The organism is Aquamicrobium sp., assembly GCF_023954335.1.
GTDB lineage: Bacteria > Pseudomonadota > Alphaproteobacteria > Rhizobiales > Rhizobiaceae > Aerobium.
In genome coordinates, this window is record NZ_JAMLIE010000001.1 from 858,954 (window position 1) to 883,442 (window position 24,489).

General features: G+C 68.6%; 18 protein-coding genes, 1 tRNA gene and 1 pseudogene. 14 read left to right on the forward strand and 6 right to left on the reverse strand.

The features are described 5' to 3' along the window. Nucleotides 1-15: 15 nt before the first annotated feature. Both M9945_RS04215 and M9945_RS04220 read right to left on the reverse strand, forming a co-directional pair. Nucleotides 16-969, reverse strand: coding sequence for a hypothetical protein (locus tag M9945_RS04215; protein ID WP_367943533.1), 954 nt, complete (start codon nt 967-969; stop codon nt 16-18). A gap of 533 nt (nt 970-1,502) precedes the next feature. Further along, nucleotides 1,503-1,579: transfer RNA gene (locus tag M9945_RS04220), tRNA-Arg, on the reverse strand. Nucleotides 1,580-1,819: 240 nt separating this feature from the next. Here M9945_RS04220 and M9945_RS04225 point away from each other — a divergent pair. From M9945_RS04225 to M9945_RS04255, 7 genes are all read left to right on the forward strand, one after another. Continuing rightward, nucleotides 1,820-2,929, forward strand: a complete 1,110-nt coding sequence (locus M9945_RS04225; RefSeq protein WP_367943534.1) for a class I SAM-dependent methyltransferase — start codon at nt 1,820-1,822, stop codon at nt 2,927-2,929. After that, complete coding sequence (locus M9945_RS04230) at nt 2,926-3,789, forward strand: TrmH family RNA methyltransferase (RefSeq protein WP_367943535.1); 864 nt, start codon at nt 2,926-2,928, stop codon at nt 3,787-3,789. The genes M9945_RS04225 and M9945_RS04230 overlap by 4 nt, the downstream gene beginning before the upstream one ends. Beyond that, nucleotides 3,786-4,268 (forward strand): signal peptidase II, encoded by a 483-nt coding sequence (gene lspA / locus M9945_RS04235; protein WP_367943536.1) that lies wholly within the window; start codon nt 3,786-3,788, stop codon nt 4,266-4,268. Before M9945_RS04230 ends, lspA begins: the two co-directional genes overlap by 4 nt. A gap of 59 nt (nt 4,269-4,327) precedes the next feature. Beyond that, a complete protein-coding gene (locus tag M9945_RS04240) occupies nt 4,328-5,323 on the forward strand; it encodes an MDR family oxidoreductase (RefSeq protein WP_367943537.1) in 996 nt (331 codons plus the stop codon). A gap of 59 nt (nt 5,324-5,382) precedes the next feature. Next, entirely contained in the window at nt 5,383-7,710 is a 2,328-nt protein-coding gene (locus M9945_RS04245) for an ATP-binding protein (RefSeq protein ID WP_367943538.1), read from the forward strand. A 216-nt stretch (nt 7,711-7,926) separates the two neighbouring features. Further along, nucleotides 7,927-8,751 (forward strand): GNAT family N-acetyltransferase, encoded by an 825-nt coding sequence (locus M9945_RS04250; RefSeq protein WP_367944757.1) that lies wholly within the window; start codon nt 7,927-7,929, stop codon nt 8,749-8,751. A 3-nt stretch (nt 8,752-8,754) separates the two neighbouring features. Beyond that, complete coding sequence (locus tag M9945_RS04255) at nt 8,755-9,102, forward strand: MmcQ/YjbR family DNA-binding protein (RefSeq protein WP_367943539.1); 348 nt, start codon at nt 8,755-8,757, stop codon at nt 9,100-9,102. 56 nt (nt 9,103-9,158) lie between these two features. On the opposite strand, the gene M9945_RS04260 is transcribed toward M9945_RS04255, so the two are convergent. Further along, nucleotides 9,159-11,444: an NADP-dependent malic enzyme gene (locus M9945_RS04260; RefSeq protein WP_367943540.1), complete on the reverse strand. Its 2,286-nt coding sequence runs from the start codon at nt 11,442-11,444 to the stop codon at nt 9,159-9,161. A gap of 131 nt (nt 11,445-11,575) precedes the next feature. On the opposite strand from M9945_RS04260, the gene mutS reads away from it, so the two are divergent. The 4 genes from mutS (at nt 11,576) to murJ (ending at nt 20,520) form a co-directional block, all read left to right on the forward strand. Next, nucleotides 11,576-14,350: a DNA mismatch repair protein MutS gene (gene mutS, locus M9945_RS04265; RefSeq protein ID WP_367943541.1), complete on the forward strand. Its 2,775-nt coding sequence runs from the start codon at nt 11,576-11,578 to the stop codon at nt 14,348-14,350. Nucleotides 14,351-14,435: 85 nt separating this feature from the next. Then, the gene (locus M9945_RS04270) at nt 14,436-16,091 is read left to right on the forward strand and encodes an EAL domain-containing protein (RefSeq protein WP_367943542.1); all 1,656 of its coding nucleotides are present in this window, start codon (nt 14,436-14,438) and stop codon (nt 16,089-16,091) included. A 29-nt stretch (nt 16,092-16,120) separates the two neighbouring features. Further along, a complete protein-coding gene (locus M9945_RS04275; RefSeq protein ID WP_367943543.1) occupies nt 16,121-18,928 on the forward strand; it encodes a [protein-PII] uridylyltransferase in 2,808 nt (935 codons plus the stop codon). Nucleotides 18,929-18,954: 26 nt separating this feature from the next. After that, on the forward strand, nt 18,955-20,520 hold the full coding sequence (gene murJ, locus M9945_RS04280; RefSeq protein WP_367943544.1) for a murein biosynthesis integral membrane protein MurJ: 1,566 nt from the start codon (nt 18,955-18,957) through the stop codon (nt 20,518-20,520). 9 nt (nt 20,521-20,529) lie between these two features. Here murJ and M9945_RS04285 read toward each other — a convergent pair whose 3' ends face one another. Then, on the reverse strand, nt 20,530-20,853 hold the full coding sequence (locus M9945_RS04285; RefSeq protein ID WP_367943545.1) for a HigA family addiction module antitoxin: 324 nt from the start codon (nt 20,851-20,853) through the stop codon (nt 20,530-20,532). After that, nucleotides 20,828-21,107 (reverse strand): annotated as a pseudogene (locus tag M9945_RS04290) (type II toxin-antitoxin system RelE/ParE family toxin). Before M9945_RS04290 ends, M9945_RS04285 begins: the two are co-directional and overlap by 26 nt. A gap of 134 nt (nt 21,108-21,241) precedes the next feature. Here M9945_RS04290 and trpS point away from each other — a divergent pair. The 3 genes from trpS (at nt 21,242) to M9945_RS04305 (ending at nt 23,713) form a co-directional block, all read left to right on the forward strand. Next, nucleotides 21,242-22,309, forward strand: a complete 1,068-nt coding sequence (gene trpS / locus M9945_RS04295; protein ID WP_367943546.1) for a tryptophan--tRNA ligase — start codon at nt 21,242-21,244, stop codon at nt 22,307-22,309. Nucleotides 22,310-22,477: 168 nt separating this feature from the next. Beyond that, the gene (locus M9945_RS04300; protein WP_367943547.1) at nt 22,478-22,972 is read left to right on the forward strand and encodes a universal stress protein; all 495 of its coding nucleotides are present in this window, start codon (nt 22,478-22,480) and stop codon (nt 22,970-22,972) included. Between the two features lie 159 nt (nt 22,973-23,131). After that, on the forward strand, nt 23,132-23,713 hold the full coding sequence (locus tag M9945_RS04305; RefSeq protein WP_367943548.1) for a NifU family protein: 582 nt from the start codon (nt 23,132-23,134) through the stop codon (nt 23,711-23,713). 115 nt (nt 23,714-23,828) lie between these two features. On the opposite strand, the gene M9945_RS04310 is transcribed toward M9945_RS04305, so the two are convergent. Next, a complete protein-coding gene (locus M9945_RS04310) occupies nt 23,829-24,443 on the reverse strand; it encodes a L,D-transpeptidase (protein WP_367943549.1) in 615 nt (204 codons plus the stop codon). Nucleotides 24,444-24,489 lie beyond the last annotated feature (46 nt).

Sequence of the window (24,489 nt, forward strand, 5' to 3'; positions counted from 1 at the left end):
CAGGCGTCAAGCGCCTCAGACGCCAAGCATCCTGATGGCGGAAATGCGCTCCTGCGGCGAAAGGACGGCATGCAGCGCGGTGCGGCCGCGCTTGAGCAGATCGGGCACCTGAGCAGCTTTGATGCTCTCCCAAGAGACCGAGTGGGATATGTCGCGCAGAAAGGCGGTCACGTCGGCCCACGCTCCAGGCTCATGCCCGGCACGCGCCAGAAGTGTCTTATGGACAACCATCGACCCGGTACTGGCCTGCTTCTGGGAGAGTTGCTCCAGAGCGTCGGTCAGCCACTGAGCATCGCCGCGTAGGTTCTGTTGGAGCCTGGCGAGGCTTGTCTTCCCCTTCGACGCATGCAGCGCCTCCGCATCCTCGATAACGTGTAGCACCGTCCTGAGCCGGGTGACGATCTGGGGAACGAGTTCATCGCGGGCCAAGTCGGCCATTCCGAGAAGGGCGGCAGCCGCAGTGGTGTGCACCGGCTCCGCAGCAGGGATGGTTTTCACGCCCGCTTCTTCCTCAGCGTTTCGCTTTCGGAAGTCCGCCACGATGTGCTGCACATCGATGACCCGTAGCCGCTCTCCGTCCTTCACCCGATCCAGAACGTCTTCGAAAGCACCATCAGGCGCAGTCGCGAGGCGGACAAGGGCCGTCGGCGGCAGGGCAAGATCAAGATCGTGCAGAAGGGTGGGAGAGTGCTCGAAGCGCCGGAAGACATTGATGGCGTCCCGCGCCGACTGATCCGACATGCCCGCTTCTTCCCAGACCCAGTCCAGCCAAGCCCCATGAGGAGTTATCTCTTTCCATCGGGACAGCCTCTCTCCCGCCTCCATCAACGCGGCTGCCGCACCAATAAGACCCTTCCGGATTTCAATCGCGTCTGCCTTCATCGGCTTGCGGTGTGCGGCAGGCACGCGGCTGTAGTCGAACCCTCCCCGATCGCCGAGTTGTCGCCTCGCAGGCAGCCTACTTCCCATTGCACTCTCTCCGTCAGATCATCATCGCCGAGACCTACCGAGGCAGGAGTTCACAAATCCCCAATGATTGGGGATTTGATGGAAGGGTGAGTTTCGATAGGGTCCCGGGGAACCTCTTCCGCCGCCTCCGCTCGCCCCTTCATGCCCTGAAGCCGCCCCCGGTGCCGGGCAAGGGGACCGAGGCTCGGCCTTCGGCCTGCGCCCGCACCACTCCCCTTGCCCGGCACCGGGAACAGCTTCTTTCCGGACATGGGCGAGCGAAGGCGACGGAAGAGGCGCAGGTTGGACACAAGCGATTTTCCTGCCCTGACGGGCGAGGAAGCGACCGAAGAGGGGCTCACTCAGACTCTGGAAGAGGGTGGCGCGCTGCGCGCCAGGGATTCGAGCGCAGCCAGCGCGGGATCGTTCAGTTTCTACCGATTCCCTTAAGCCCCAAGAATCAGCGCGTGGTATGAACTTGGTATGAGCGTACAGACAAGAATGGACGGGCCGCAGCTAAGCATGCCAGAGTCCTTGATACGTAGGGAGTTGAATGGCGCGCCCGAAAGGATTCGAACCTCTGACCCCCAGATTCGTAGTCTGGTGCTCTATCCAGCTGAGCTACGGGCGCGTAACAGGTCGCGGGGCGACCGGAAGCAGGGCCGGGGCTGGCCCCGTCTTGCTCGGTGCTTCCTAGCGGCACGCCGTGCGAATTGCAAGCGCGTCGTTGCACTTCTTTTCGGCGGCACGACGAGTTTTTTTGAGAGCCGGCTTGCCCGGCCGGGTATACGGCGTCGGGCGCGCAAGCGGCGTTGTTGCGGCTGCGCGTCCGCTATGGCAGAAGCGCGGGGACGATTTTCCCGGAGCGCAGATGAAGAGCCAGCGCGACAGACAGACCGACAGGCGCGCGCGCAAGCCGGCGGCGCGGGCCGTCGCGCCGGCCGAAGGCGGGGCGGCAGGCAAGGCTGTGGGCCGGGCAGCCGGCGCTGCGGACGGCAAGGTCGCCGGCCGGCCGGCCGGCGGACAGGAGAGCCGCGAGAGGGAGGTGTCAGCCCGCCCGCGCGCGCCGCGCCGGCAAGAGCCTCTGCCGGCCGAGACCCTGCCGCTGATCCTCGAGGTCGAGCCGGGCGCGGACTATGCGCTCGTCGATTCCGGCGACGGCCGCAAGCTGGAGCGCTACGGGCCCTATCTCATCGACCGGCCCGAGGGGCAGGCGATCTGGCGGCCGGCGTTGCCCGAGCGCGAATGGCGAAAGGCCGACGCCGTCTTCACCGGCGACACCGACGAAGAGGGCATGGGCCGCTGGCGCTTCCCGAGGGAGCCCCTCGGCGAGACCTGGCCGATGAAGCATGACGGCATCGACTATCTCGGCCGCTTCACCTCGTTCCGCCATGTCGGCGTCTTTCCCGAGCAGGCGTCGCACTGGCGGCACATGGAGGAGGCGATCGCCGCTGCCAGGCGCCCGGTCAAGGTGCTGAACCTCTTCGGCTATACCGGCCTCGCCTCGCTCGTCGCCGCGCGCGCCGGCGCGCAGGTGACGCATGTCGACGCCTCGAAGAAGGCGATCGGCTGGGCGCGCGAGAACCAGGAGATGGCGCGGCTCGCGGAAAAGCCGATCCGCTGGATCTGCGAGGACGCGATGCGCTTCGTCGAGCGCGAGGAACGGCGCGGCAGCCGCTACGACATCGTGCTGCTCGACCCGCCGGCCTATGGCCGGGGCCCCAAAGGCGAGGTCTGGCAGCTCTTCGACGACCTGCCGGCCATGGTCGAGCTGACCCGGGCAATCCTGTCGCCGAAGCCGCTCGCCGTGGTGCTGACGGCCTATTCGATCCGCGCCTCGTTCTTCGCCATACACGCGCTGATGCGCGATGCCTTCGCCGGGATGGGTGGGCGCGTCGAGTCGGGCGAGCTGGTCATCCGGGAGGAAGCGGCCGGGCGGCGGCTGTCGACCTCGCTGTTCTCGCGCTGGGTGGCCGCATGAGCGAGACGCGCCGCGCCGCCGAGGGCAGGGTCGGCCAAGTCAAGGAAGTGACCAGCCTCGCCAACCCCATCGTCAAGGACATCCGCGCCCTGGCGCTGAAGAAGTATCGCGACGTGCAAGGCGCGTTCATGGCCGAGGGGCTGAAGCTCGTCATCGACGCGCTCGACCTCGGCTGGACCATCCGCACGCTGGTCTTCGCCAGGTCGCAGCGCGGCAATGCGACGGTCGAGAAGGCGGCGGCGCGCGCCAAGGCCGCCGGCGGGCTGGTGCTCGAAGTGCCGGAAAAGGTGCTGACCGCCATCACCCGGCGCGACAACCCGCAATCCGTGCTCGGCGTGTTCTCGCAGCGCTGGATTCCCCTGAAGGACATCCGCCCCGCGAGCGGCGACGTCTGGGTCGCGCTCGACCGGGTGCGCGATCCGGGCAATCTCGGCACGGTCATCCGCACCGTCGATGCCGTGGGCGCGAAGGGCGTCATCCTCGTCGGCGACACCACCGATCCCTGGTCGCTGGAGACGGTGCGCGCCACCATGGGCTCGATCTTCGCCGTGCCGGTCGCGCGCGCCGACGCCGCCGCGTTCATCGGTTGGCACAAGGCAGCGAAGATGCGCCTCGTCGGCACCCATCTCAAGGGCTCGGTCGACTACCGCGCGCCCGACTATGCGAAGGGGCCGCTCGTCCTGTTGATGGGCAACGAGCAGCAGGGCCTCACCGACGATCTTGCCCGGGCCTGCGACACGCTGATCCGCATCCCGCAGGCGGGTCGGGCGGATTCGCTCAACCTCGCCGTCGCCACCGGCGTCGCGCTCTACGAGATGCGCCGCCACGCCTTCCCCGTCACGCAAGGAAAGGCCGGATGAGGCGTCTTCTCCCCGCCGCCGCCATCGTGCTGGTCGCCACCGTCCTCGACCAGGGGCTGAAGCAGGCGGTCGAGGCGCAGCTCGACATGCATGTGCCCGTGCCGGTGCTGCCGTTCCTGTCGCTCTTCCGCACCCACAACACCGGCATCGCCTTCTCGCTGCTCGACGATTTCGGCAGCGTCGGCCTGATCGCGGTGACACTGGCGGTAATGGGCTTCGTCGCCTTCATCGCCGCGCGCACCGACCCGGCCCAGCGCCTCGCTCGCCTCGGCTTCGCGCTCATTATCGGCGGCGCGCTCGGCAACCTGATCGACCGGGTCTGGCACGGCTACGTCGTCGACTACATCCTCTTCCACCTGCCGTCATGGTCGTTCGCGATCTTCAACCTCGCCGACGTGTTCATCACGGTCGGGGCGGGGCTGGTCATCCTCGACGAGTTCCTCGTCTGGCGGCGCAGCCGGCGGCAGAAGGACGATTGACCCCGCGGGCGACGGGCCGCACAGTCCGGTTGCGGGAACAGGCTGGAATGGAGGTTTTCATGTCGGATACGTTCAGGGCGATCCTCGTCTCGCGCGACGAGGACAAGAAGCAGTCCGTCGACGTGGTGGACATGAGCGAGGACGACCTGATGGAAGGCGACGTCACCATCGCCGTCGAGGCCACCACCGTCAACTACAAGGACGGGCTGGCGATCACCGGCCGGTCGCCGGTGGTGCGGCGCTGGCCGCTGGTTCCGGGCATCGATTTCGCCGGAACGGTCGTCTCCTCGCACAATCCCGACTGGCAGCCCGGCGACCGCGTCATCCTGAACGGCTGGGGCGTCGGCGAGGTGCATCACGGCGCCTATGCCGGCCGCGCCCGGGTCAAGGGCGACTGGCTGGTGCCGCTGCCCGCGGGCATGAGCGCGCATGAGGCGATGGCGGTCGGCACGGCCGGCTACACCGCCATGCTGTGCGTGCTGGCGCTGGAGCGCCACGGCATTTCGCCGTCGCGCGGGCCTGTCGTCGTCACCGGCGCGGCCGGCGGCGTCGGCACGGTGGCGGTGTCGATCCTGTCGAAGCTCGGCTATGCGGTCATCGCCTCGACCGGGCGGGCCGGGGAGACGGACTTCCTGCGCGATCTCGGCGCGGCCGAGGTGATCGACCGGGCCGAGCTTTCGCAGCCGGCGCGGCCGCTCGGCAAGGAGCGCTGGGCCGGCGGCGTCGACGCGGTCGGCGGCCACACGCTGGCCAACGTCCTGTCCATGACCGCCTATGGCGGCGCGGTCGCCGCCTGCGGCCTCGCCGGCGGCATGGACCTGCCGGGTAGCGTCGCCCCCTTCATCCTGCGCGGCGTCTCGCTGCTCGGCATCGATTCGGTGATGGCCCCGCGCGACATCCGGCTGGAAGCCTGGCGGCGCATCGTTGAGGACCTCGATCGCGACAAGCTCGTCGCGCTTTCGACGACGATCTCCTTCGACGGCATCATCGCCACGGCGCACGACATCCTTGACGGCAATGTGCGCGGCCGCGTCGTCGTCGATATGGCGGGTTGAAGGCGCGTTCGCTAAAATTCTATCGAGCGGCCCAAACCTTCCCTAAGCAGTCGCTGTTATTGTCCGCCCCCATGATGGCGCAGGAAAACGAGGCGGGCGGGGCGTTCCTCGAAACGGCGGCAGTCGCATCCGGCAGCGGGCGCGGCGGCCGTCCGCGCATTGCCGCGCCGCCGCTTGCGCCCGACAGTCCCGGCCCCGACCTTGCCGCCTCGATGATCGACGGCGCGCACGGCGAGGCCACGCTGGCGGTGGCGGCGCTGGCGCTTCTCGCCTCGGCCGCGCTCGCCGCGTTCTTCGGCGCGCCGCTTCTGGCAGCCGTCCTTCCCGGCGCGGCCGGCCTTGCGGCGCTTGGCCTCCACGGCCTCGGCCTGCGCCGGCAGGCCGCGCGCGCCGGCGCCCGCGAGCGCGAGACCCGCGAGCGGATCGAGCGGCTTTCCGACCTGATGTGGGAATATCAGGAAGGCGAGGCGCGCAGCCGCGACCTGACCGACGCGCTGGGCGACATCGTCGTCCACCGCGACCGCGACGGACGCATCGTCTACGCCAACCGCGTCCTGTCCCGGCTTCTCGGCCTCGAGCCGGAGGCGCTGTGCGGCCGCAGGCTGACCGAGCTGGGCATCGAGATCGGGCTGGTGCCCGACAGCGCCTTCCACGACGGGGAATGCCTGTCCTCGACCGATGTGGCGCTGCGCACGGTCGAGGGCGAGCGCTGGTTCTCTTGGATCGAGCTGTCCGTGCGCGACAAGGACGACGACGCGGTCTCGCACCGCGCCATCGCGCGCGACATCACGGCGCGCAAGCAGGCGGAAGCCGCGCTGATCTCCGCGCGCGAGCGGGCGGAAGCCGCCAGCGAGGCGAAATCGCGTTTCCTCGCCACGGTCAGCCACGAGATCCGCACGCCGATGAACGGCATAATCGGCATGGCCCGGCTGCTCGCCGACACGAAGCTGACGCCCGAGCAGCGCACCTATGTCGGCGCGGTCTCGACCTCGGCCTCGTCGCTTCTGGCGCTGATCGACGACCTGCTCGACTATTCCAAGATCGAGTTCGGCCGCTTCGATCTCGAGCCGCAGCCCCTCAGTCCGCGCGAGCTGGTCGAGAACGTCGTCGAGCTGCTGGCGGCGCGCGCCCACGACAAGGGCATCGGCATCGGCAGCCACATCGCGCCCGACGTGCCGGCGCTGGTCAGCGCCGATCCCGGCCGGCTGAGGCAGGTGCTGATCAACATCGTCGGCAATGCGGTCAAGTTCACCGAGGCGGGCGGCGTGCTGGTCGAGGTCGAGATCGCCGGCGAGGCCGGGCAGCAGCGCTTGCGGTTCCACGTCACCGACACCGGGCCGGGCCTCAGGCGAAGCGACCTCGCCCGCATCTTCGAGGAGTTCGAGCAGGGCGACGGCACGGCGACCCGCGTCCATGGCGGCACCGGCCTCGGCCTCGCCATTTCGCGGCGCATCGTCGAGGCGATGGGCGGGACGATCCTCGCCGAGGCCGAGCCGGGCAAGGGCTCGCGCTTCACCATCGATATCCCGGCCGCGGATGCGCTCGCGCCCCGGCTCGACCTCGCGGACGCGCTGGCCGGGCGGCGCATCGCCGTCGTCTCGGCCAATGGGATGGAGGCGCGGGCGCTGATCAGCACCGTTGCCGCCCATGGCGGCGAGGCGCAGCTGATCGCCGACTCCCGGCAAATGCTCGACGGCGGTGCGGCTGCCGCAAGCAGCTTCGATACCATCCTCGTCGATGCGGCGCTGGAGGCGGGCGAGGGCGGGTTCCTGCGCCGCTTGCGCGAGGCCTGTCGGGGGGCGCCGCGGGCGATCACGCTGGTCGCGCCGGCCGATCGCGCGCGGCTGCCGGGTTGGGTCGCCGGCGGTTATGATGGCTTCCTCGTCCGCCCGGTGCGGGCGGCGACGCTGCTGCGCGTGCTTCTGTCGCGGGAAACGCAGGGCGTGGGCATCGCCGGCGAAGGGCAGGCCGTCCTGCCCACGCCGCAAGGCGCGCCGCGCGGGCTTTCCGTCCTCGTGGTCGAGGACAACGACATCAACGCCCTTCTCGCCCGCTCGGCGCTCACCAAGGCCGGCCACCATGTCGACGTGGTGACGAACGGCAAGGCCGCGGTCGAGGCGCTGACCGAAGGCGGAGGCGCCCATCGCTACGACGTGGTGCTGATGGACCTCCACATGCCGGTGATGGACGGCCTGTCGGCGCTGTCGTTCATCCGCAGCCACGAGGAGCGGAACGCGCTGCCCGCCGTGCCGATCCTCGTGCTTTCGGCCGACAGCCAGGAGAAGACCCGCCATGGCGTCATCGCCCATGGTGCGACCGGCTTCCTGACCAAGCCGGTCGACCCCCGGGCGATGATCGAGGCCGTGGAGCACCACGTCGCCGGCTAACGACCGGGCGAGCCGCCTTGCGCAGCCGGCGTCGTCATGACACCTTCGTCACACTCGCGTTGCAATGCCCGCCTAGAGCGGCGCGCAAGGAATGGTCCTGCCCGATGCGATTCGGCGTCGGACAGGCCGTTCGAGGAGCGAGGAGAACGAGCCATGCATGTCACCATGACTGAAACCTCCCGGAACACCCCGCACGCCGCGCCCTCGGCATCGCCGATGCCGTTCTCCGGGCTGGCGGCCGGCGCGATCCTCGGGCGCATCGGCGCCATCGAGGTCAGGCTGGCCCGCGACGAGGCCGAGATCGCCGCCGCGCAGGGGGTGCGCTACCGGGTCTTTCATGAGGAGCTGGGCGCCCGCGCCTCGGAGGCCGACGCCCGCGCCCGCCGCGACGCCGACCGCTTCGACGAGGTCTGCGATCATTTGCTGGTGCTCGACGCGAGCCTTGCCGGCCCCGACCATCGCCGCATCGTCGGCACCTACCGCCTGATGCGGCAGGAGAACGCGGCGCTCGCCGGCGGCTTCTACTCCAGCGACGAGTTCGATCTCGACCGGCTGGTCGCGCGCCATCCTCACCTGAACTTCCTCGAGCTCGGCCGCTCCTGCGTCCTGCCGCAATACCGCTCCAAGCGCACCATCGAGGTGCTGTGGCAGGGCATATGGGCCTACGTGAACCATTACGGCATCGGCGCGATGACCGGCTGCGCCTCGTTCCACGGCACGGTGCCGGCCGCCCATGCCGAGGCCCTGTCCTTCCTCGCCCAGAACTGCCTCGCGGAGGGCGACTGGCGGATTTCGGCCGTGGCCTCGCGTTTCCACGCCATGGACCTGATGCCGGGCGAGGCCGTCAATGCGCGCGCCGCGCTCGCCGCCATGCCGCCGCTCATCAAGGGCTATCTCCGTCTCGGCGCGAAGATCGGCGAGGGCTGCGTGGTCGACCACGCCTTCGGCACCACCGACGTCTTCGTCGTCCTGCCGGTGGCGACGATCTCGAGCCGCTATGTCAACCATTACGGCCCGGACGCGACGCGCTTCGCGGCCTGAGCGATGGCCCGTGACCTCGGCCCCGCCTTCGAGCGCCTGAAGCGGGCGGCCGCCGGCCTGCCCGAGGTCGAGGAATCCACTTGGTACGGCACGCCGGCGCTGAAGGTGCGCGGCAAGGGCTTCTGCCGGGTCAAGGACGCCGAGACGGTCGTGGTGATGGTGGCGCTCGACGAGAAGGAGATGCTGCTTCAGGCCGCGCCCGACCTTTATTTCGAGACCCCGCATTATCGCGGCTGGCCGGCGATGCTGGTGCGCGTCCACGCGATCGCCGACGACGAGCTCGCGCACCGGCTGAGGCGGGCATGGCTGCAGAAGGCGCCCAAGGCGCTGGCGCGACAGCGCGAAGGATAGCGCCGTCTGCTGCCCGCCGCCCCGCGTAGAGGCCGGGCAGGCGAGGACGCCGGGGCTCAGGCCCCGGCGCTGTAGGCGGCGATCACCGCCATGTTGACGATGTCCGAATCCTTGGCGTTCATCGGCACGATCTGCACCGGCTTGTTCAGGCCGACGAGCAGCGGGCCGATCACGGTCGAGCCGCCCAGCTCCTGGAGCATCTTGGTCGAGATCGAGGCCGAGTGGTAGGCCGGCATGATCAGCACGTTGGCCGGGCCCGAAAGCCGGCAGAACGGATATTGCCGCATCAGGTTCGGGTTCAGCGCCACGTCCGCCGCCATCTCGCCGTCATACTCGAAATCGACGCGCCGCTTGTCGAGGATGCGCACTGCCTCCTGCACCCGCTCCGAGCGCTCGCCCTGCGGGTGGCCGAAGGTCGAATAGGCCAAGAGCGCCACGCGCGGCTCGTAGCCCATGCGCCGGGCGAAGCCCGCCGCCTCCTCGGCGATGTCGGCGATCTGCATCGCATCCGGCATGTCGTGGACGGCGGTGTCGGCGACGATCACCGTGCGCCCGCGCGCCAGCGCCACCGACGCGCCGATCACCCGGTGGCCGGGCTTGGCGTCGATGATGCGGCGGATGTCCTCGAGCGCGGTCGAATAGTTGCGCGTCACCCCCGTCACCACCGCGTCGGCGTCGCCCAGCGCCACCATGCAGGCGGCGAAGTGGTTGCGGTCGTTGTTGATCAGGCGCTGGCAGTCGCGCAGCAGGTAGCCCTTGCGCTGCATCCGCTCGTACATGAAGTCGGCATAGACGCCGTTGCGCCGCGACAGCCGCGCATTGACCAGCTCGATGCCCGGCCGGTCGAGGTCGACGCCGGCGTTCTTGGCATTCTCGCGGATCACGTCGTCGCGGCCGATCAGGATCGCCGTGCCGAGCTTCTGGTTGACGTAGGAGACGGCGGCACGCATCACCTGCTCCTCCTCGCCCTCGGCGAAGACGACGCGCTTGGGCTGGCGCCGCACCCGGTCGTAGATGCGCTGGAGCGTCGAGGCGATGGGGTCGCGTCGCGCCGACAGCTCCTGCCGGTACTTCTCCATGTCGAGGATCGGCCGCCCGGCGACGCCCGATTCCATGGCCGCGCGCGCCACCGCGACCGGGATTGACGAGATCAGCCGCGGGTCGAACGGCACGGGGATGATGTAGTTGGGGCCGAATTTCGGCCGGTTGCCCTGATAGGCGGCGGCGACGTCGTCGGGCACGTCCTCGCGCGCCAGCGCCGCCAGCGCCCGCGCCGCCGCGATCTTCATCTCCTCGTTGATGGTGGTGGCGCGCGCGTCGAGCGCGCCGCGGAAGATGTAGGGGAAGCCGAGGACGTTGTTGACCTGGTTGGGATAGTCCGAGCGCCCGGTCGCCATGATGGCGTCGGTGCGGATCTCGGCCACTTCCTCGGGCGTGATCTCGGGGTCGGGGTTGGCCATGGCGAAGATGATCGGCTTCTTGGCCATCGACTGGATCATGGCGGTGGAGAAGGCGCCCTTGGCCGACAGGCCGAACACGATGTCGGCCCCGTCCATGGCGTCGGCCAGCGTGCGCTTGTCGGTCTCGACGGCGTGGGCCGATTTCCACTGGTTCATGCCCTCGGTGCGGCCCTTGTAGACCACGCCCTTGGTGTCGCACAGGATGACGTTCTCGGGCGAAAAGCCCATCGCCTTGACGAGCTCGATGCAGGCGATGCCGGCCGAGCCCGCGCCGTTGCACACGAGCTTCGCCGTCTTCATGTCGCGGCCGGTGATCTCCAGCGCGTTGATCAGGCCCGCGGCGGCGATGATCGCCGTGCCGTGCTGGTCGTCGTGGAAGACGGGAATGTCCATCAGTTCGCGCAGCCGCTGCTCGATGATGAAGCATTCCGGCGCCTTGATGTCCTCGAGGTTGATGCCGCCGAAGGAGGGTCCGAGGAAGCGCACGCAGTTGATGAACTCGTCGGCGTCGCGCGTGTCGACCTCGAGGTCGATGGAATCGACATCGGCGAACCGCTTGAACAGCACCGCCTTGCCTTCCATCACCGGCTTGGAGGCCAGCGCGCCGAGATCGCCGAGGCCGAGGATCGAGGTGCCGTTGGAGATGACGGCGACGAGGTTGCCGCGCGTCGTGTAGTCGAAGGCGCGGCTCGGATCTTCCGCGATCGCCTTGACCGGGGCGGCGACGCCCGGCGAATAGGCGAGGGAGAGGTCGCGCTGGGTGGCCATCGGCTTGGTCGGGTTGATCTCCAGCTTGCCCGGCCGTCCCGAGGCGTGGAAATCGAGTGCTTCCTGTGCGCTCACGGAAGGCCCAGCCTCCGTGTTCCTGTCTTTCAGCGGCATGTTGGTGTCCGTATCCTTCCCCGGTGGCGCCTTCCTTGTGGAGTTTTGCTGAAGCGCCGCGAATAAGGCTACACTTCGCGGGCACAAAACGCCAAGCAGGAAAACGCCAGTCCGCCAGAAGGCAAACGCCCTTGAACCAGCATCCGCATGAGAGCGACGACGTCTCCCTCGCACCGCAGCCCCCGCTCCCCGCCGCGGGCGCGACGCCGATGATGGAGCAGTATATCGAGATCAAGGCGGCGAACCCGGATTCGCTGCTGTTCTACCGCATGGGCGATTTCTACGAGCTGTTCTTCCACGACGCGGAGCTGGCCAGCCGCGCGCTCGGCATCGCGCTGACCAAGCGCGGCAAGCACCAGGGCGAGGACATCCCGATGTGCGGGGTGCCTGTCCACGCCGCCGACGACTATCTGGAAAAGCTGATCGCGCTGGGCTTCCGCGTCGCCGTCTGCGAGCAGATGGAGGACCCGGCCGAGGCGAAGAAGCGCGGCTACAAGGCGGTGGTGCGGCGCGACGTGGTGCGCCTCGTCACCCCCGGCACCATCACCGAGGACAAGCTGCTCGCCCCCGGCGAGGCCAACTACCTGATGGCGCTCGGCCGGGTGAAGGGGGCGGGGCCGGCCGGCACAAGAGGCGCGGAGCGCGAGAGCGCGACAGGGAATGGAGAAAGCTACGCGCTCGCCTGGATCGACATCTCGACCGGCGCGTTCAGGGTCGCCGAAACCGCGGGCGACCGGCTGCTAGCCGACATCCTTCGCGTCGATCCGCGCGAGCTGATCGTCGCCGAGCCGCTGTTCCGCGATCCGGAGCTGAAAGCCCTGTTCGACGTGCTCGGCCGCACCGCGAGCCCGCAGCCGGCGACGCTGTTCGATTCCGCTGCCGCGCCCGGCCGCATCGCCCGCTTCTTCGGCGTGGCGACGCCGGACAGCTTCGGCCAGTTCGGCCGCGCCGAGCTCTCCGCCATCTCGGGCGCCATCGCCTATGTCGAGAAGACGCAGCTTTCCGAGCGCCCGCCGCTCGCCCGGCCCGAGCGCGAGGAGGCGGGGTCGAGCCTGTTCATCGACGCCGCCACCCGGGCCAATCTCGAACTGACCCGCACGCTCTCCGGCAATCGCGACGGCTCGCTGCTCAAGGCCATCGACCGCACGGTCACCGGCGGCGGCGCGCGGCTGATGGCCGAGCGGCTGACCGCGCCGCTGACCGAGCCGGCCGCCATCGAGGAGCGGCTCGACGCGGTGTCGTTCTTCCTCGCCGGCACGCGGCTGACCGAGGCGCTGCGCGCGGTGCTGAAAGCCGCGCCCGACATGCCGCGCGCCCTGTCGCGGCTGGCGCTCAACCGTGGCGGCCCGCGCGACCTCGGCAGCCTCAGGGCCGGGCTCGACGCGGCGCGCCAGGCCGGCGAGCTCATCGCCGGCCAGCCAGTGCTGCCGGCACGCCTCGCCGCTGCCGCTGCGGCGCTCGCCGCCCTGCCGTCCGCCTTCGCTGATCATCTCACCAACGCGCTCGCCGACGAGGTGCCGCTGATGAAGCGCGACGGCGGTTTCGTGCGGGCGGGCTACGACGCCGAGCTCGACGAGATGCGCGCCCTGCGCGACCAGTCGCGCCGGGTCATCGCCGGCATGGAGCGCGACCTTGCCGAGGAAACCGGCATCCGCTCGCTGAAGATCCGTCACAACAACGTTCTCGGCTACTATATCGAGGTCACGGCCAACCATGCCGGGGTGATGACCGGGACCGACGCGGCCAAGGCCCGCTTCATCCACCGCCAGACCATGGCGAGCGCGATGCGCTTCACCACGACCGAGCTGGCCGGGCTCGAAACGAAGATCGCCAACGCCGCCGACCGCGCGCTCCAGATCGAGCTCGGCGTGTTCGAGCGGCTCACCGCCGAGGCGGTTGCCCACGCCGACGCCATCCGCGCCGCCGCCGACGCACTGGCCGAGCTCGACGTCTCGGCGGCGCTCGCGGTGCTGGCGGCGGCGGAGAACTATTGCCGGCCGGCGGTCGACGCCTCGCTCGCCTTCCGCATCGAGGGCGGCCGCCACCCGGTGGTCGAGCAGGCGCTGCGCCGCCAGCTTGCCGACCCCTTCGTCGCCAACGATTGCGACCTGTCGCCGGAGGACGGGGCGAAGAACGGCGCGATCTGGCTGCTGACCGGCCCCAACATGGGCGGCAAGTCGACCTTCCTGCGCCAGAACGCGCTGATCGCCATCCTTGCCCAGATGGGCTCCTTCGTGCCGGCGGCCTCGGCCCATATCGGTGTCGTCGACCGGCTGTTCTCCCGCGTCGGCGCCTCCGACGACTTGGCGCGCGGCCGCTCGACCTTCATGGTCGAGATGGTCGAGACGGCGGCGATCCTCAACCAGGCCGGCGAGCGTGCGCTCGTCATTCTCGACGAGATCGGCCGCGGCACCGCCACCTTCGACGGCCTCTCCATCGCCTGGGCGGCGGTCGAATACCTGCACGAGAAGAACCGCTGCCGGGCGATCTTCGCCACCCATTTCCACGAGATGACGGCGCTGGCCGGCAAGCTGCCGCGCCTGCACAACGTCACCATGCGTGTCAAGGAATGGGAAGGCGAGGTCGTCTTCCTGCACGAGGTCGGCAAGGGCGCGGCCGACCGGTCCTACGGCGTGCAGGTGGCGCGGCTTGCCGGCCTGCCCGAAGCCGTGGTCGAGCGCGCCCGCGCGGTGCTGCACCAGTTGGAGGAGGGCGAGACCTCCGGCAAGGCGGCGCGCCTCGTCGACGACCTGCCGCTGTTCTCCGTCGCGGTGAAGCGGGAGCCGCCAAGGCCGAAGGCGAACGACGCCCTTGCCGAGGCGCTCGCCGCGCTCCATCCCGACGAGATGACCCCGCGCGAGGCGCTCGACGCGCTCTACCGGCTGAAGGGGCTCGCCGCCGGCTGACGCGGCTTCCGCAGGGGAATCGCGCCGTTAACCCGCGTTTGAATATTTTCATGGCCTACTCGAATGCGAGTGGGAGGCAGTTCGCATGGCGAAACTCGTCAGCGTCTTCATATCGTCGGCATACCGGCAGGCCATCGCCGCTCTCGTCTGGGTATCCGTCTTCCTCCTCGTGCTCGCCGTCGCGGGCGGCTATGCCCTCTACAAGACCTCCGATCTCGCGCGCATGGAAGGCGAGCGCGCCATCGAGCCGTTCGTCAGGCTGCGCGCCAGCCTCCTCGAGACCTTCGACAGGATGCACGCGCAGGTGACGGCGGAGCCGTGCTCGCCACTCTTTCGCGAGCAGCTGCGCCGCATCGCCTACCTGCCCGACGGGCTGAACGAATTCCTCTACGCGCCGGGCGGCCATGTGCAATGCTCGCTCAACCTCGCGGCCCTCGCCGAGCCGTTCTATCTCGGCGCGCCCGATCTGGTCGGCCCCGGCGAAGAGCGGATCGCGCTCTGGATCGACCGGGATCTCAGCTTTCTCGGCCTTGCCGGCGAGCGGGGCACCTTCGCGCTGAGCGAACCCTTCGTCGCGGTCGTGCCGCCGCAGGGGGTCGACTTCCGGCCGCCGCAATGGCTGACGACGGAGCTGATCCTGCGCGACGAATTCGGGCGGTGGCTCCACCGCGCCGGCGAGGCGGGCCTCTACGAGGGCTGGATGACGGTGCCCGGCTTCGCCGGCCTCTCCGGCGGGCGTTTCAGCACGCTTTCCTGCGATCCCCGCGGCGTCCACTGCGTCGTCGTCGAGGCGCGGCTTTCGACCATTCTCACTGCCGCGACGGGCGCGGTCGCGCTGCTCCTCCTCGCCGCTGCGTTGATCGCCGCCTACGCGTCGAACCGGGTAAACCGGCTGATCACCCGGTTCTGGTCGTTCGAATCACGCTTCTGCCGCCATCTCGACGCCGGCTCCGTCCTGTGCGCCTACCAGCCGGTCTTGCGCCTCGCCACCGGCGAGATCGCCGGCTGCGAGGTGCTGGTGCGCTGGCGCGACGTCAACGATGCCGTCGTCTTCCCCGACCGCTTCATCGAGATCGTCAAGCGACGCGGCCTGACCATGCACCTGACGCGGCTCGTCGCGCGCCGCGCCTTCGACGAGCTGTCGGCGATGATCCCGGAAGGGCACAGGCTCCAGGTCAGCTTCAACATCTTCCCGCAGGACCTCGACAGCGCCCGGCTCGCCGCCGTGTTCGCGCCCTTCACCGCCCGGCCGGACCGCTTCGGCGTCGTCCTCGAGATCATCGAGAGCGACGAGATCCCGGCCAACGCCCAGCGCGAGATCGAGGCGCTGCGCCGGGCCGGCATCAAGACCTACATCGACGATTTCGGCACCGGCTATTCCAACATGCACAACCTCGCCGGCCTGTCGGTCGACGGGGTGAAGCTCGACCGCTCCTTCGCCATGGCGCCCGACAACTCGATGATGGCGCAGATGCTGCGCCACGCCATCGAGATGATCGAGGCGACGGGCCGGGCCATGGTGGTGGAAGGCGTCGAGACCGCCGAACGGCTGGCGCTGCTGCGCGGCATGGGGGCGAAGGTCGATTTCGTGCAGGGCTACTTCATCGCCCGCCCGCTCGACATCGCCGCCTTTGCCGCCTTCCTCGAGGAAAACGCCCTCGGCGCCTTCGGCCGCGAGACGGTCCCCGCCATGCAGAGGCGGCTGCGCGACCGTATCCAAGGCGGCAAAATCGCGATATAGACCCTGCCGGTGATGCAAGACCGGCAGGCATGGCGAAGATTCCCCTGAAGCTCGAAGAGATCGTCGACGGCGCGGGCCTCGGGCGCGACGTCGCCGCGCTCGCCGCGCCGACGAACGGCGACGGCTCCGGCCCCGAGGCGCGGGCCGGCCTCGTGCGGCTGTTCAAGGAAAGGCTGGCCGAGGGCCGCGCCCGGGCCGAGGCGATGCTGCGCGAGGACGGCGGCGGCCATGCCTGCGCCGAGCGCCTGTCGCACCTGATGGACGAGGTGATCCGCGCGCTCTACGTCTTCGCCGCCGAGAACGTCTATCGCGCGCGCAACCCGTCCGCCGCCGAGCATATGGCGATCGTCGCGGTCGGGGGCTACGGCCGCGGCACGCTCGCCCCGTCCTCCGACATCGACCTGCTGTTCGTCCTGCCGTGGAAGCAGACGCCGTGGGGCGAGCAGGTCGTCGAATACATGCTCTACGTGCTGTGGGACCTCGGCCTGAAAGTGGGCCACGCCACCCGCAACATCGACGAGTGCATCCGCCTGTCGCGCACCGACATCACCATCCGCACCTCGATCCTCGAAGCCCGCTTCCTGACCGGCGACGAGAGGCTGTTCGACACCCTCGTCGAGCGCTTCGACGAGGAGGTGGTCAAGGACACGGGCGCGGAGTTCGTGCAGGCCAAGCTCGCCGAGCGCGACGCCCGCCACGCCAAGGCCGGCGAAAGCCGCTATCTGGTCGAGCCGAACGTCAAGGAGGGCAAGGGCGGCCTGCGCGACCTCCAGACCCTGTTCTGGATCGGCAAGTATTATTATCGCGTGCGAACGGCCGAGGAACTGGTCGGCAAGGGCGTGTTCACGCGTGGCGAGTACAACCAGTTCCGCAAGGCCGAGGACTTCCTGTGGGCCGTGCGTTGCCACATGCACTTCCTCGCCGGCCGTGCCGAGGAGCGGCTGCATTTCGACATCCAGCGCGACATCGCCGAGCACCTCGGCTACACGACCCATCCGGGCCTCTCCGCCGTCGAGCGGTTCATGAAGCACTATTTCCTCGTCGCCAAGACCGTCGGCGACCTGACGCGCATCTTCTGCGCCGCGCTGGAGGAGGAGCAGGCCAAGCACGTTCCGGGCTTCAACCGCGTCATCCTCAATTTCTCGCGCCGCAAGCGCAAGCTCGCCGGCACCGCCGATTTCATCGTCGACAACCATCGCATCAACGTCGCCGACGAGCAGGTGTTCGCGCGCGATCCGGTCAATCTTCTGCGGCTGTTCTGGTTCGCCGACCGGCACGGGCTGGAGTTCCATCCCGACGCGCTGAAGCTCCTGACCCGCTCGCTCCGGCTCGTCGACCGCAATCTGCGCCGCGACAGGGAGGCCAACCGGCTGTTCATGGAGGTGCTGACCTCCAGCTGCAACCCGGAGCTGAACCTGCGCCGCATGAACGAGGCCGGCCTGCTCGGCAGGCTCATCCCCGACTTCCAGAAGATCGTGGCGATGATGCAGTTCAACATGTACCACCACTACACGGTGGACGAGCATCTGATCCGCTGCGTCGGCGTCCTTGCCGAGATCGAGCATGGCGAGGCGGGGGCGATCCATCCGCTCAGCCATTCGCTGATGCCGGGCCTGAAGGCGCAGCGCGACATCCTCTACGTCACCGTGCTGTTCCACGACATCGCCAAGGGCAGGCCGGAGGACCACTCCACCGCCGGGGCGAAGATCGCGCGCCGGCTGTGCCCGCATATGGGCTTTTCGGCCGCCGACACCGAGACCATCGCCTGGCTGATCGAGAACCATCTGCTGATGTCGATGACGGCGCAGACGCGCGACCTGAACGACCGCAAGACGATCCAGGATTTCGCCGATATCGTGCAGTCGGTCGAGCGGCTGAAGCTCCTGCTCATCCTCACCGTCTGCGACATCCGCGGCGTCGGTCCCGGCGTCTGGAACGGCTGGAAGGGCCAGCTCCTGCGCACCCTCTATTACGAGACCGAGCTTCAGCTGACCGGCGGCTTCTCCGAGGTCTCGCGCGGCGAGCGGGCTAGGGGCGCGCGCGCCGCCCTCGCCGGGGCGCTGTCCGCCACGATGGCCGATTGGCCCGAGGCCGACCGCGAGCGCTATCTCGCTCTGCCCTACGACAATTACCTGCTCACCGTGCCGCTCGACGATCAGGTCCGGCACCTCGGCTTCATCCGCGAGGCCGACGCCACCGGCCGCCGGCTGGCGACGGCGGTGCGCACCCACCAGTTCGAGGCCGTGACCGAGATTACCGTGCTCGCGCCCGACCATCCGCGTCTGCTCTCGGTCATCGCCGGGGCCTGCGCGGCGGCCGGCGCCAACATCGTCGACGCGCAGATATTCACCACCGTCGACGGGCGCGCGCTCGACACCATCCTGATCTCGCGCGAGTTCGATTTCGACGAGGATGAGCGCCGCCGCGCCGAGCGCGTCGGCCGGCTGATCGAGGACGTACTCTCCGGCAAGGCGTGGCTGCCGGAGATGATCGAGAAGCGGGCCGGCCGCAAGCGCGGGACGAGGGCCTTCCGGGTCGAGCCGCGCGTCGAGATCCGCAACACGCTGTCCAACCGCTTCTCGGTCGTCGAGGTTCGATGCCTCGACCGGCCTGGCCTTCTGTCCGAGATCACTGGCGCGCTGTCCGATCTTTCGCTCGACATCGCCTCGGCCCACATCACCACCTTCGGCGAGAAGGTGATCGACACCTTCTACGTCACCGACCTGACCGGCCACAAGATCGAGAGCCCCGGCCGGCAGGAGAAGATTCGCGCCACGCTCGTCGCCGTCATGGAGGGCGCGGCGGCGGCAGGCGGCGCGAAGGCCGCCGCCGGCTGAACCACCTGTCCCGGGATGCACCGCCTATGAGCCTCGTCAAGAAATTCGCCGCCGTCGGCGGCGCGACCTCGGCAAGCCGCATCAGCGGCTTCGTGCGCGAGGCGCTGATCGGCGCCGCCCTCGGCGCCGGGCCGGTGGCCGACGCCTTCTACGCCGCCTTCCGCTTCCCCAACCTCTTCCGGCGCCTGTTCGCGGAAGGGGCGTTCAACACCGCCTTCATCCCGCTCTTCGCCAAGGAGCTGGAAGGCAGCGGCCCGGAGGCGGCGCGCCGCTTCGCCGAGGACGTGCTGTCCATGCTGATGGCGGCGCTGATCGGGCTGTCGGCGCTCGCCATCCTGTTCATGCCGTTCATGGTCGAATGGGTGATCGCGCCGGGCTTCGCCGAGGACCCGGAAAAGCTCGACACCACCGTGCTGCTCACCCGCATCATGTTCCCTTACCTGTTCTTCATGTCGCTGGTGGCGATGCTGTCGGGGATATTGAACTCGATGCGGCGCTATTTCCTCGCCGCCATCGTGCCGGTGCTGCTCAACCTGATCCTGATCGGCGTGCTGGTCGTCGCGCTGTCGTTCGGCTTCGACGCCAAGGCCACCGGCCTGTGGTTGGCCTGGGGCGTGTTCGCCTCCGGCGCGGCCCAGCTCTTCTTCCTGCTGCGCGGCGTGCGCAGGCAAGGCTTTTCGATGTCGCTGCGCCGGCCGGCGCTCACCCCCGACGTGAAGCGGCTCCTGGTGCTGATGGGGCCGGCGCTGCTGACCGGCGGCGTCACCCAGATCAACCTTCTCGTCGGCCAGATCATCGCCTCGTCGCAGGAAGGCGCGATCTCGCTGCTCAACTATGCCGACCGCATCAACCAGCTCCCCCTCGGCGTCATCGGCATCGCCATCGGCGTGGTGCTGCTGCCGGAGCTGTCGCGCACGCTGAAGGCCGGCAATTTCGCCGACGCCCAGCATCTCCAGAACCGCTCGCTGGAATTCGGGCTGGGGCTGACCCTGCCGGCGGCGGTCGGCTTCATGCTGTTCGCCGGCCCGCTTGTCAATCTCCTCTACGAGCGCGGCGCGTTTACCGCCGAGACCACGGCGCTGACGGCGGCGGCCCTTTCCGCCTTCGCCACCGGCCTGCCGGCCTATGTGCTGATCAAGGTGTTCTCGCCGGCCTATTTCGCCCGGCTCGACGTCAAGAGCCCGATGTGGTTCTCCTTCGCCGCAGTCGTCGTCAACATCGTCGGCAGCCTGATCCTGTTCCCGATCTGGGGCCATGTCGGCATCGCCGCCGCCACCTCGATCTCGGCCTGGCTGAACTTCGCGCTGCTCGCCGGCGTGCTGTGGCGGCGCGGCGATTTCCGCCCCTCGCCGGTGACGCTCCGGCGCGTCGCCATGATCGTGCTGGCCAGCGTCGCCATGGGCGCGCTCGTCATCCTTCTCGACGGCTGGATGGCCTCGTGGCTCGCCTCGCCCTCGACGCTGGTGCGCCTCGTCGCGGTCTTTGCCGTCATTGGCATCGCCGCGCTCGCCTATTTCGCCATCGTCATCGCCACCGGCGCCATCGACCGCGATGAGCTGAAAGCCGCGCTCAGGCGGCGCAAACGGGCCTAGGCCGGGCCGTCACGCCGCGCGCGGCGTGATCTTGTCGAGCGCATCGCCGAGCGCGCGCTTGCGCTCCATCAGCTCGTAGCTTGTCTGCAACCCGAGGAAAAAGCCTTCGGACATGCGGAAATAGCGCGCGAGCCGAAGGTCGGTGTCGGCGGTGACGGCGCGCTTGCCGAGGACGATCTCGTTGATGCGCCGCGGCGGCACCCCAATGGCGCGCGCCAGCGCATTCTGGCTGAGGCCCAGCGGATCGAGGAATTCTTCCTTGAGGATTTCCCCGGCATGCGGGTTGTGAAGAAGCTCCTCGCCCGGCTCAATGGTAGTCGACGATTTCGACATGATATGCTCCTCCATCTCGCCAATGGAAACAGATGCGCCACTGGTCGTTGATCCTGATCGAGTGAGTCCCCTTCGGTCGCCTTTCAGCGCCTCGAGGCGATTGCGGGGGGCGTCCTCAGATCGTCCAGCGTTTGGGCGCGGTTGATCAGGGTGAGCTTCACCAGCGCCTTCTGCTGAATGTCGGCAGGCAGCTTCCGGCTCTTTATGCCGATCCAGATCCGTTCCGTTTCCCGGTCGGCAAAGCTCCGTATCATGTCCATCTATAACGCATAACGTTATGGAGTTCAACTCGCCCCCCTTGATCCTTGGCGCCCCATCCGCCATAAGCCGGGCCGACCTTCGGCGCGCAACGCCTCCGGCCCTCCACAAGCTTCGGACCCTGACCATCATGAGCAGTTTCAAGCCTCTCGTCTTTTCCGGCGTCCAGCCGACCGGCAACCTGCACCTCGGCAACTATCTCGGCGCGATCCGCAAGTTCGTCGCGCTGCAGGAGAGCCACGACTGCATCTATTGCGTCGTCGACCTGCACTCGATCACGGCGCAGCTCGTCCATGACGACCTGCCGGGCCAGACGCGCGCCATAACCGCCGCCTTCCTCGCCTCCGGCATCGACCCGAAGAAGCACATCGTCTTCAACCAGAGCCGGGTGTCGCAGCATGCCGAGCTCGCCTGGATCTTCAACTGCGTCGCCCGCATCGGCTGGATGAACCGCATGACGCAGTTCAAGGACAAGGCCGGCAAGGACCGCGAGAACGCCTCGCTCGGCCTGCTCGCCTATCCCTCGCTGATGGCCGCCGACATCCTCGTCTACCGCGCCACCCATGTGCCGGTCGGCGACGACCAGAAGCAGCATCTTGAGCTGACGCGCGACATCGCCGCCAAGTTCAACAACGATTTTTCCCAGAAGATCGGCGAGCTCGGCCTCGGCGTCGAGATGCAGGCCGGCGACGAGACGGTCAATGGCTATTTCCCGCTGACCGAACCGCTGATCGACGGCCCGGCCACCCGCGTCATGAGCTTGCGCGACGGCACCAAGAAGATGTCGAAATCCGACCCGTCGGACCTGTCGCGCATCAACCTGACCGACGATGCCGACGCCATCTCGAAGAAGATCAAGAAGGCGAAGACCGATCCCGAGCCGCTGCCGTCCGAGCTTGGCGGCCTGAAGGACCGGCCGGAGGCAGAGAACCTCGTCGGCATCTACGCGGCGCTCAGCGAGACGAGCCGCGAGCAGGTGATCGCCGAATTCGGCGGCCGGCAATTTTCCGTGTTCAAGCCGGCGCTGGCCGAGCTTGCCGTGGAGAAGCTGGCGCCGGTCGCCGCCGAGATGCGGCGCATTTCCGCCGACCGCGCCTATGTCGACGCCGTGCTGCGCGACGGCGGCGAGCGGGCATCCGCCATCGCCGAGCGGACGATGAAGGACGTGCGCGACATCATCGGCCTGCTCGACGACTGACGGGCAGGGCGCTGCCGCAGGGGAAGGCCGGCCGGCCGCTGCCGCCGCTTGTGCCGGGGGCGGCGCGGTGGCAGATTGACCGCCGGCTTGCCCGCGTGAACGCCGGGGGGCGACGGGGCCGGGCCCGTGCGGGTGGATGCCGCGCGGCCCAGAGCCAGGAGAGGGCATATGGTATCGAAACGCCTGAGCAGGGAAGCCGGCCACCGGCGCAAGTTCCTCGCCGTGGTCGACAACACGCCCGAATGCGAGCGCGCGATCGCCTATGCATCGTGGCGCGCCCGCTCGACCGGCGGTGCGGTGGTGCTGCTCTACGTCATCGACACCGCCGATTTCCAGCAATGGCTCGGCGTCGAGCAGATCATGCGCGAGGAGGCGAACGCCACCGCCCGCGCCGCGCTCGACGGCCATGCCGCGCGCGTGCGCGACAAGGCGGGGGTCGAGCCGGAGCTGGTGGTGCGCGAAGGATCGGTGGCGCAGGAAATCCACAAGCTGATCGAGGAGGACCAGGACATCGCCATCCTCGTCCTCGCGGCCGGCGGGGCCAAGGAAGGGCCGGGGCCGCTGGTGGCCTCCATCGCCACCGGCAAGGGCACTGCCTTTCCCGTTCCCGTCACCGTGGTTCCGGCCAGCCTGACCGACGAGGAAATCGAGACGCTGGCCTGACGCCGGGGCCGGCGGATGCCGCGTCAGCCACGCCGCCGATTGCATATTCGCCCCGCCGGTCTCATATAAGGCGCAACGGACCATGCGCGGCCCGAGCTTGCCGCAGGCGTCGCGATGTCCTATTTAGAATAATTCCAGATTGAACCGATGGAGACGGTCATGTTCATCCAGACCGAGGCGACCCCCAACCCCGCGACGCTGAAATTCCTGCCGGGCAAGGTGGTGCTCGACGATGGCACCGCCGATTTCCGCGAGGCGTCCGCCGCGCGCGAGGCTTCGCCGCTGGCCGGGGCCCTGTTCGAGGTGCCGGGCGTGACCGGCGTGTTCTTCGGCTACGATTTCGTCACCGTCACCAAGCAGGACGGCCCCGACTGGCAGCATCTGAAGCCGGCGATCCTCGGCGCGATCATGGAGCATTTCATGTCGGGCCTGCCGGTGATGGCGCGCGCCGGCGCGGCCGCCGCCCATGCCGAGGAGAGCGAGGGCGAGGAGTTCTACGACAAGGCCGACGAGGAACTGGTCCTGACCATCAAGGAGCTGCTCGACACGCGGGTGCGCCCCGCCGTGGCGCAGGACGGCGGCGACATCACCTTCCGCGGCTACGAGAACGGCACGGTCTTCCTGCACATGAAGGGCGCCTGTGCCGGCTGCCCGTCCTCGACCGCGACCCTGAAGCACGGCATCCAGAACCTGCTGCGCCACTTCGTCCCCGAAGTGGAGCATGTCGAGCAGATCTCGTAGGGCTTGCCTCGAAAGTTAAGTCCCTGAAAACGAAAAACCGGGCTTGAGGCCCGGTTTTTCGCTGCTTGCGTCGTCCACGTTGCCTGGACGGTTCGCCTTCTATTTCGCGATGACACTATTTGACGATGACCTTGGCGCCGACGTCGACGCGGTCGTAGAGGTCGATGATGTCCTGGTTGATCAGGCGGATGCAGCCCGAGGACATCGCCTTGCCGATGGAGCTCCACTCCGGCGTGCCGTGCAGCCGGTAGCCGGTGTCGCCGCCCTTGTTGAACAGGTACATGGCGCGCGCGCCGAGCGGGTTGGAAAGGCCGCCCGGCTGGCCGCCGCGCCACTTCGCCAGCTCGGGCTGGCGGCCGATCATCGCCGCCGGCGGCGTCCAGGTCGGCCATTCGCGCTTCAGCGCGACGCGCGAGGTGCCGTTCCACTCGAAGCCTTCGCGGCCGACGCCGATGCCGTAGCGCATCGCCTTGCCGTCGGCCATGACGAGGTAGAGGAACTTGTCCTTGGTGTCGACGATCACCGTGCCCGGCTTCTCGTCCGTCTTGTAGCGGACGACCTGGCGGTGATATTTCTGCGGCACCTGGCCGATCGGGATCGCCGGAAGCTGGTATCCGGCATCCTTCTTCGAGCCGTAATCGGCGGTGAAAATGCCGCCGCCGGTGGTGCAGCCGGCAAGGGCGGTGACGGCGCCGAGCGCCGCGACGATAAGGAACTGTCTCAGTTTCATGTAGGATACCGAACCCTGTTGACCGGATGCCGCCCGATTCGAGCCG

Excerpts from the sequence above, each read along its gene's own strand:
- lspA (WP_367943536.1), top strand. The coding sequence starts at position 3,786 with ATGAGGCGTCTTCTCCCCGCCGCCGCCATCGTGCTGGTCGCCACCGTC.
- M9945_RS04240 (WP_367943537.1), top strand. The coding sequence starts at position 4,328 with ATGTCGGATACGTTCAGGGCGATCCTCGTCTCGCGCGACGAGGACAAG.
- M9945_RS04310 (WP_367943549.1), bottom strand. The coding sequence starts at position 24,443 with ATGAAACTGAGACAGTTCCTTATCGTCGCGGCGCTCGGCGCCGTCACC.
- M9945_RS04270 (WP_367943542.1), top strand. The coding sequence starts at position 14,436 with ATGGCGAAACTCGTCAGCGTCTTCATATCGTCGGCATACCGGCAGGCC.
- M9945_RS04230 (WP_367943535.1), top strand. The coding sequence starts at position 2,926 with ATGAGCGAGACGCGCCGCGCCGCCGAGGGCAGGGTCGGCCAAGTCAAG.
- M9945_RS04250 (WP_367944757.1), top strand. The coding sequence starts at position 7,927 with ATGCCGTTCTCCGGGCTGGCGGCCGGCGCGATCCTCGGGCGCATCGGC.
- M9945_RS04255 (WP_367943539.1), top strand. The coding sequence starts at position 8,755 with ATGGCCCGTGACCTCGGCCCCGCCTTCGAGCGCCTGAAGCGGGCGGCC.
- M9945_RS04260 (WP_367943540.1), bottom strand. The coding sequence starts at position 11,444 with ATGCCGCTGAAAGACAGGAACACGGAGGCTGGGCCTTCCGTGAGCGCA.
- M9945_RS04305 (WP_367943548.1), top strand. The coding sequence starts at position 23,132 with ATGTTCATCCAGACCGAGGCGACCCCCAACCCCGCGACGCTGAAATTC.
- trpS (WP_367943546.1), top strand. The coding sequence starts at position 21,242 with ATGAGCAGTTTCAAGCCTCTCGTCTTTTCCGGCGTCCAGCCGACCGGC.
- M9945_RS04285 (WP_367943545.1), bottom strand. The coding sequence starts at position 20,853 with ATGTCGAAATCGTCGACTACCATTGAGCCGGGCGAGGAGCTTCTTCAC.
- M9945_RS04215 (WP_367943533.1), bottom strand. The coding sequence starts at position 969 with ATGGGAAGTAGGCTGCCTGCGAGGCGACAACTCGGCGATCGGGGAGGG.
- M9945_RS04275 (WP_367943543.1), top strand. The coding sequence starts at position 16,121 with ATGGCGAAGATTCCCCTGAAGCTCGAAGAGATCGTCGACGGCGCGGGC.
- M9945_RS04225 (WP_367943534.1), top strand. The coding sequence starts at position 1,820 with ATGAAGAGCCAGCGCGACAGACAGACCGACAGGCGCGCGCGCAAGCCG.
- murJ (WP_367943544.1), top strand. The coding sequence starts at position 18,955 with ATGAGCCTCGTCAAGAAATTCGCCGCCGTCGGCGGCGCGACCTCGGCA.
- M9945_RS04300 (WP_367943547.1), top strand. The coding sequence starts at position 22,478 with ATGGTATCGAAACGCCTGAGCAGGGAAGCCGGCCACCGGCGCAAGTTC.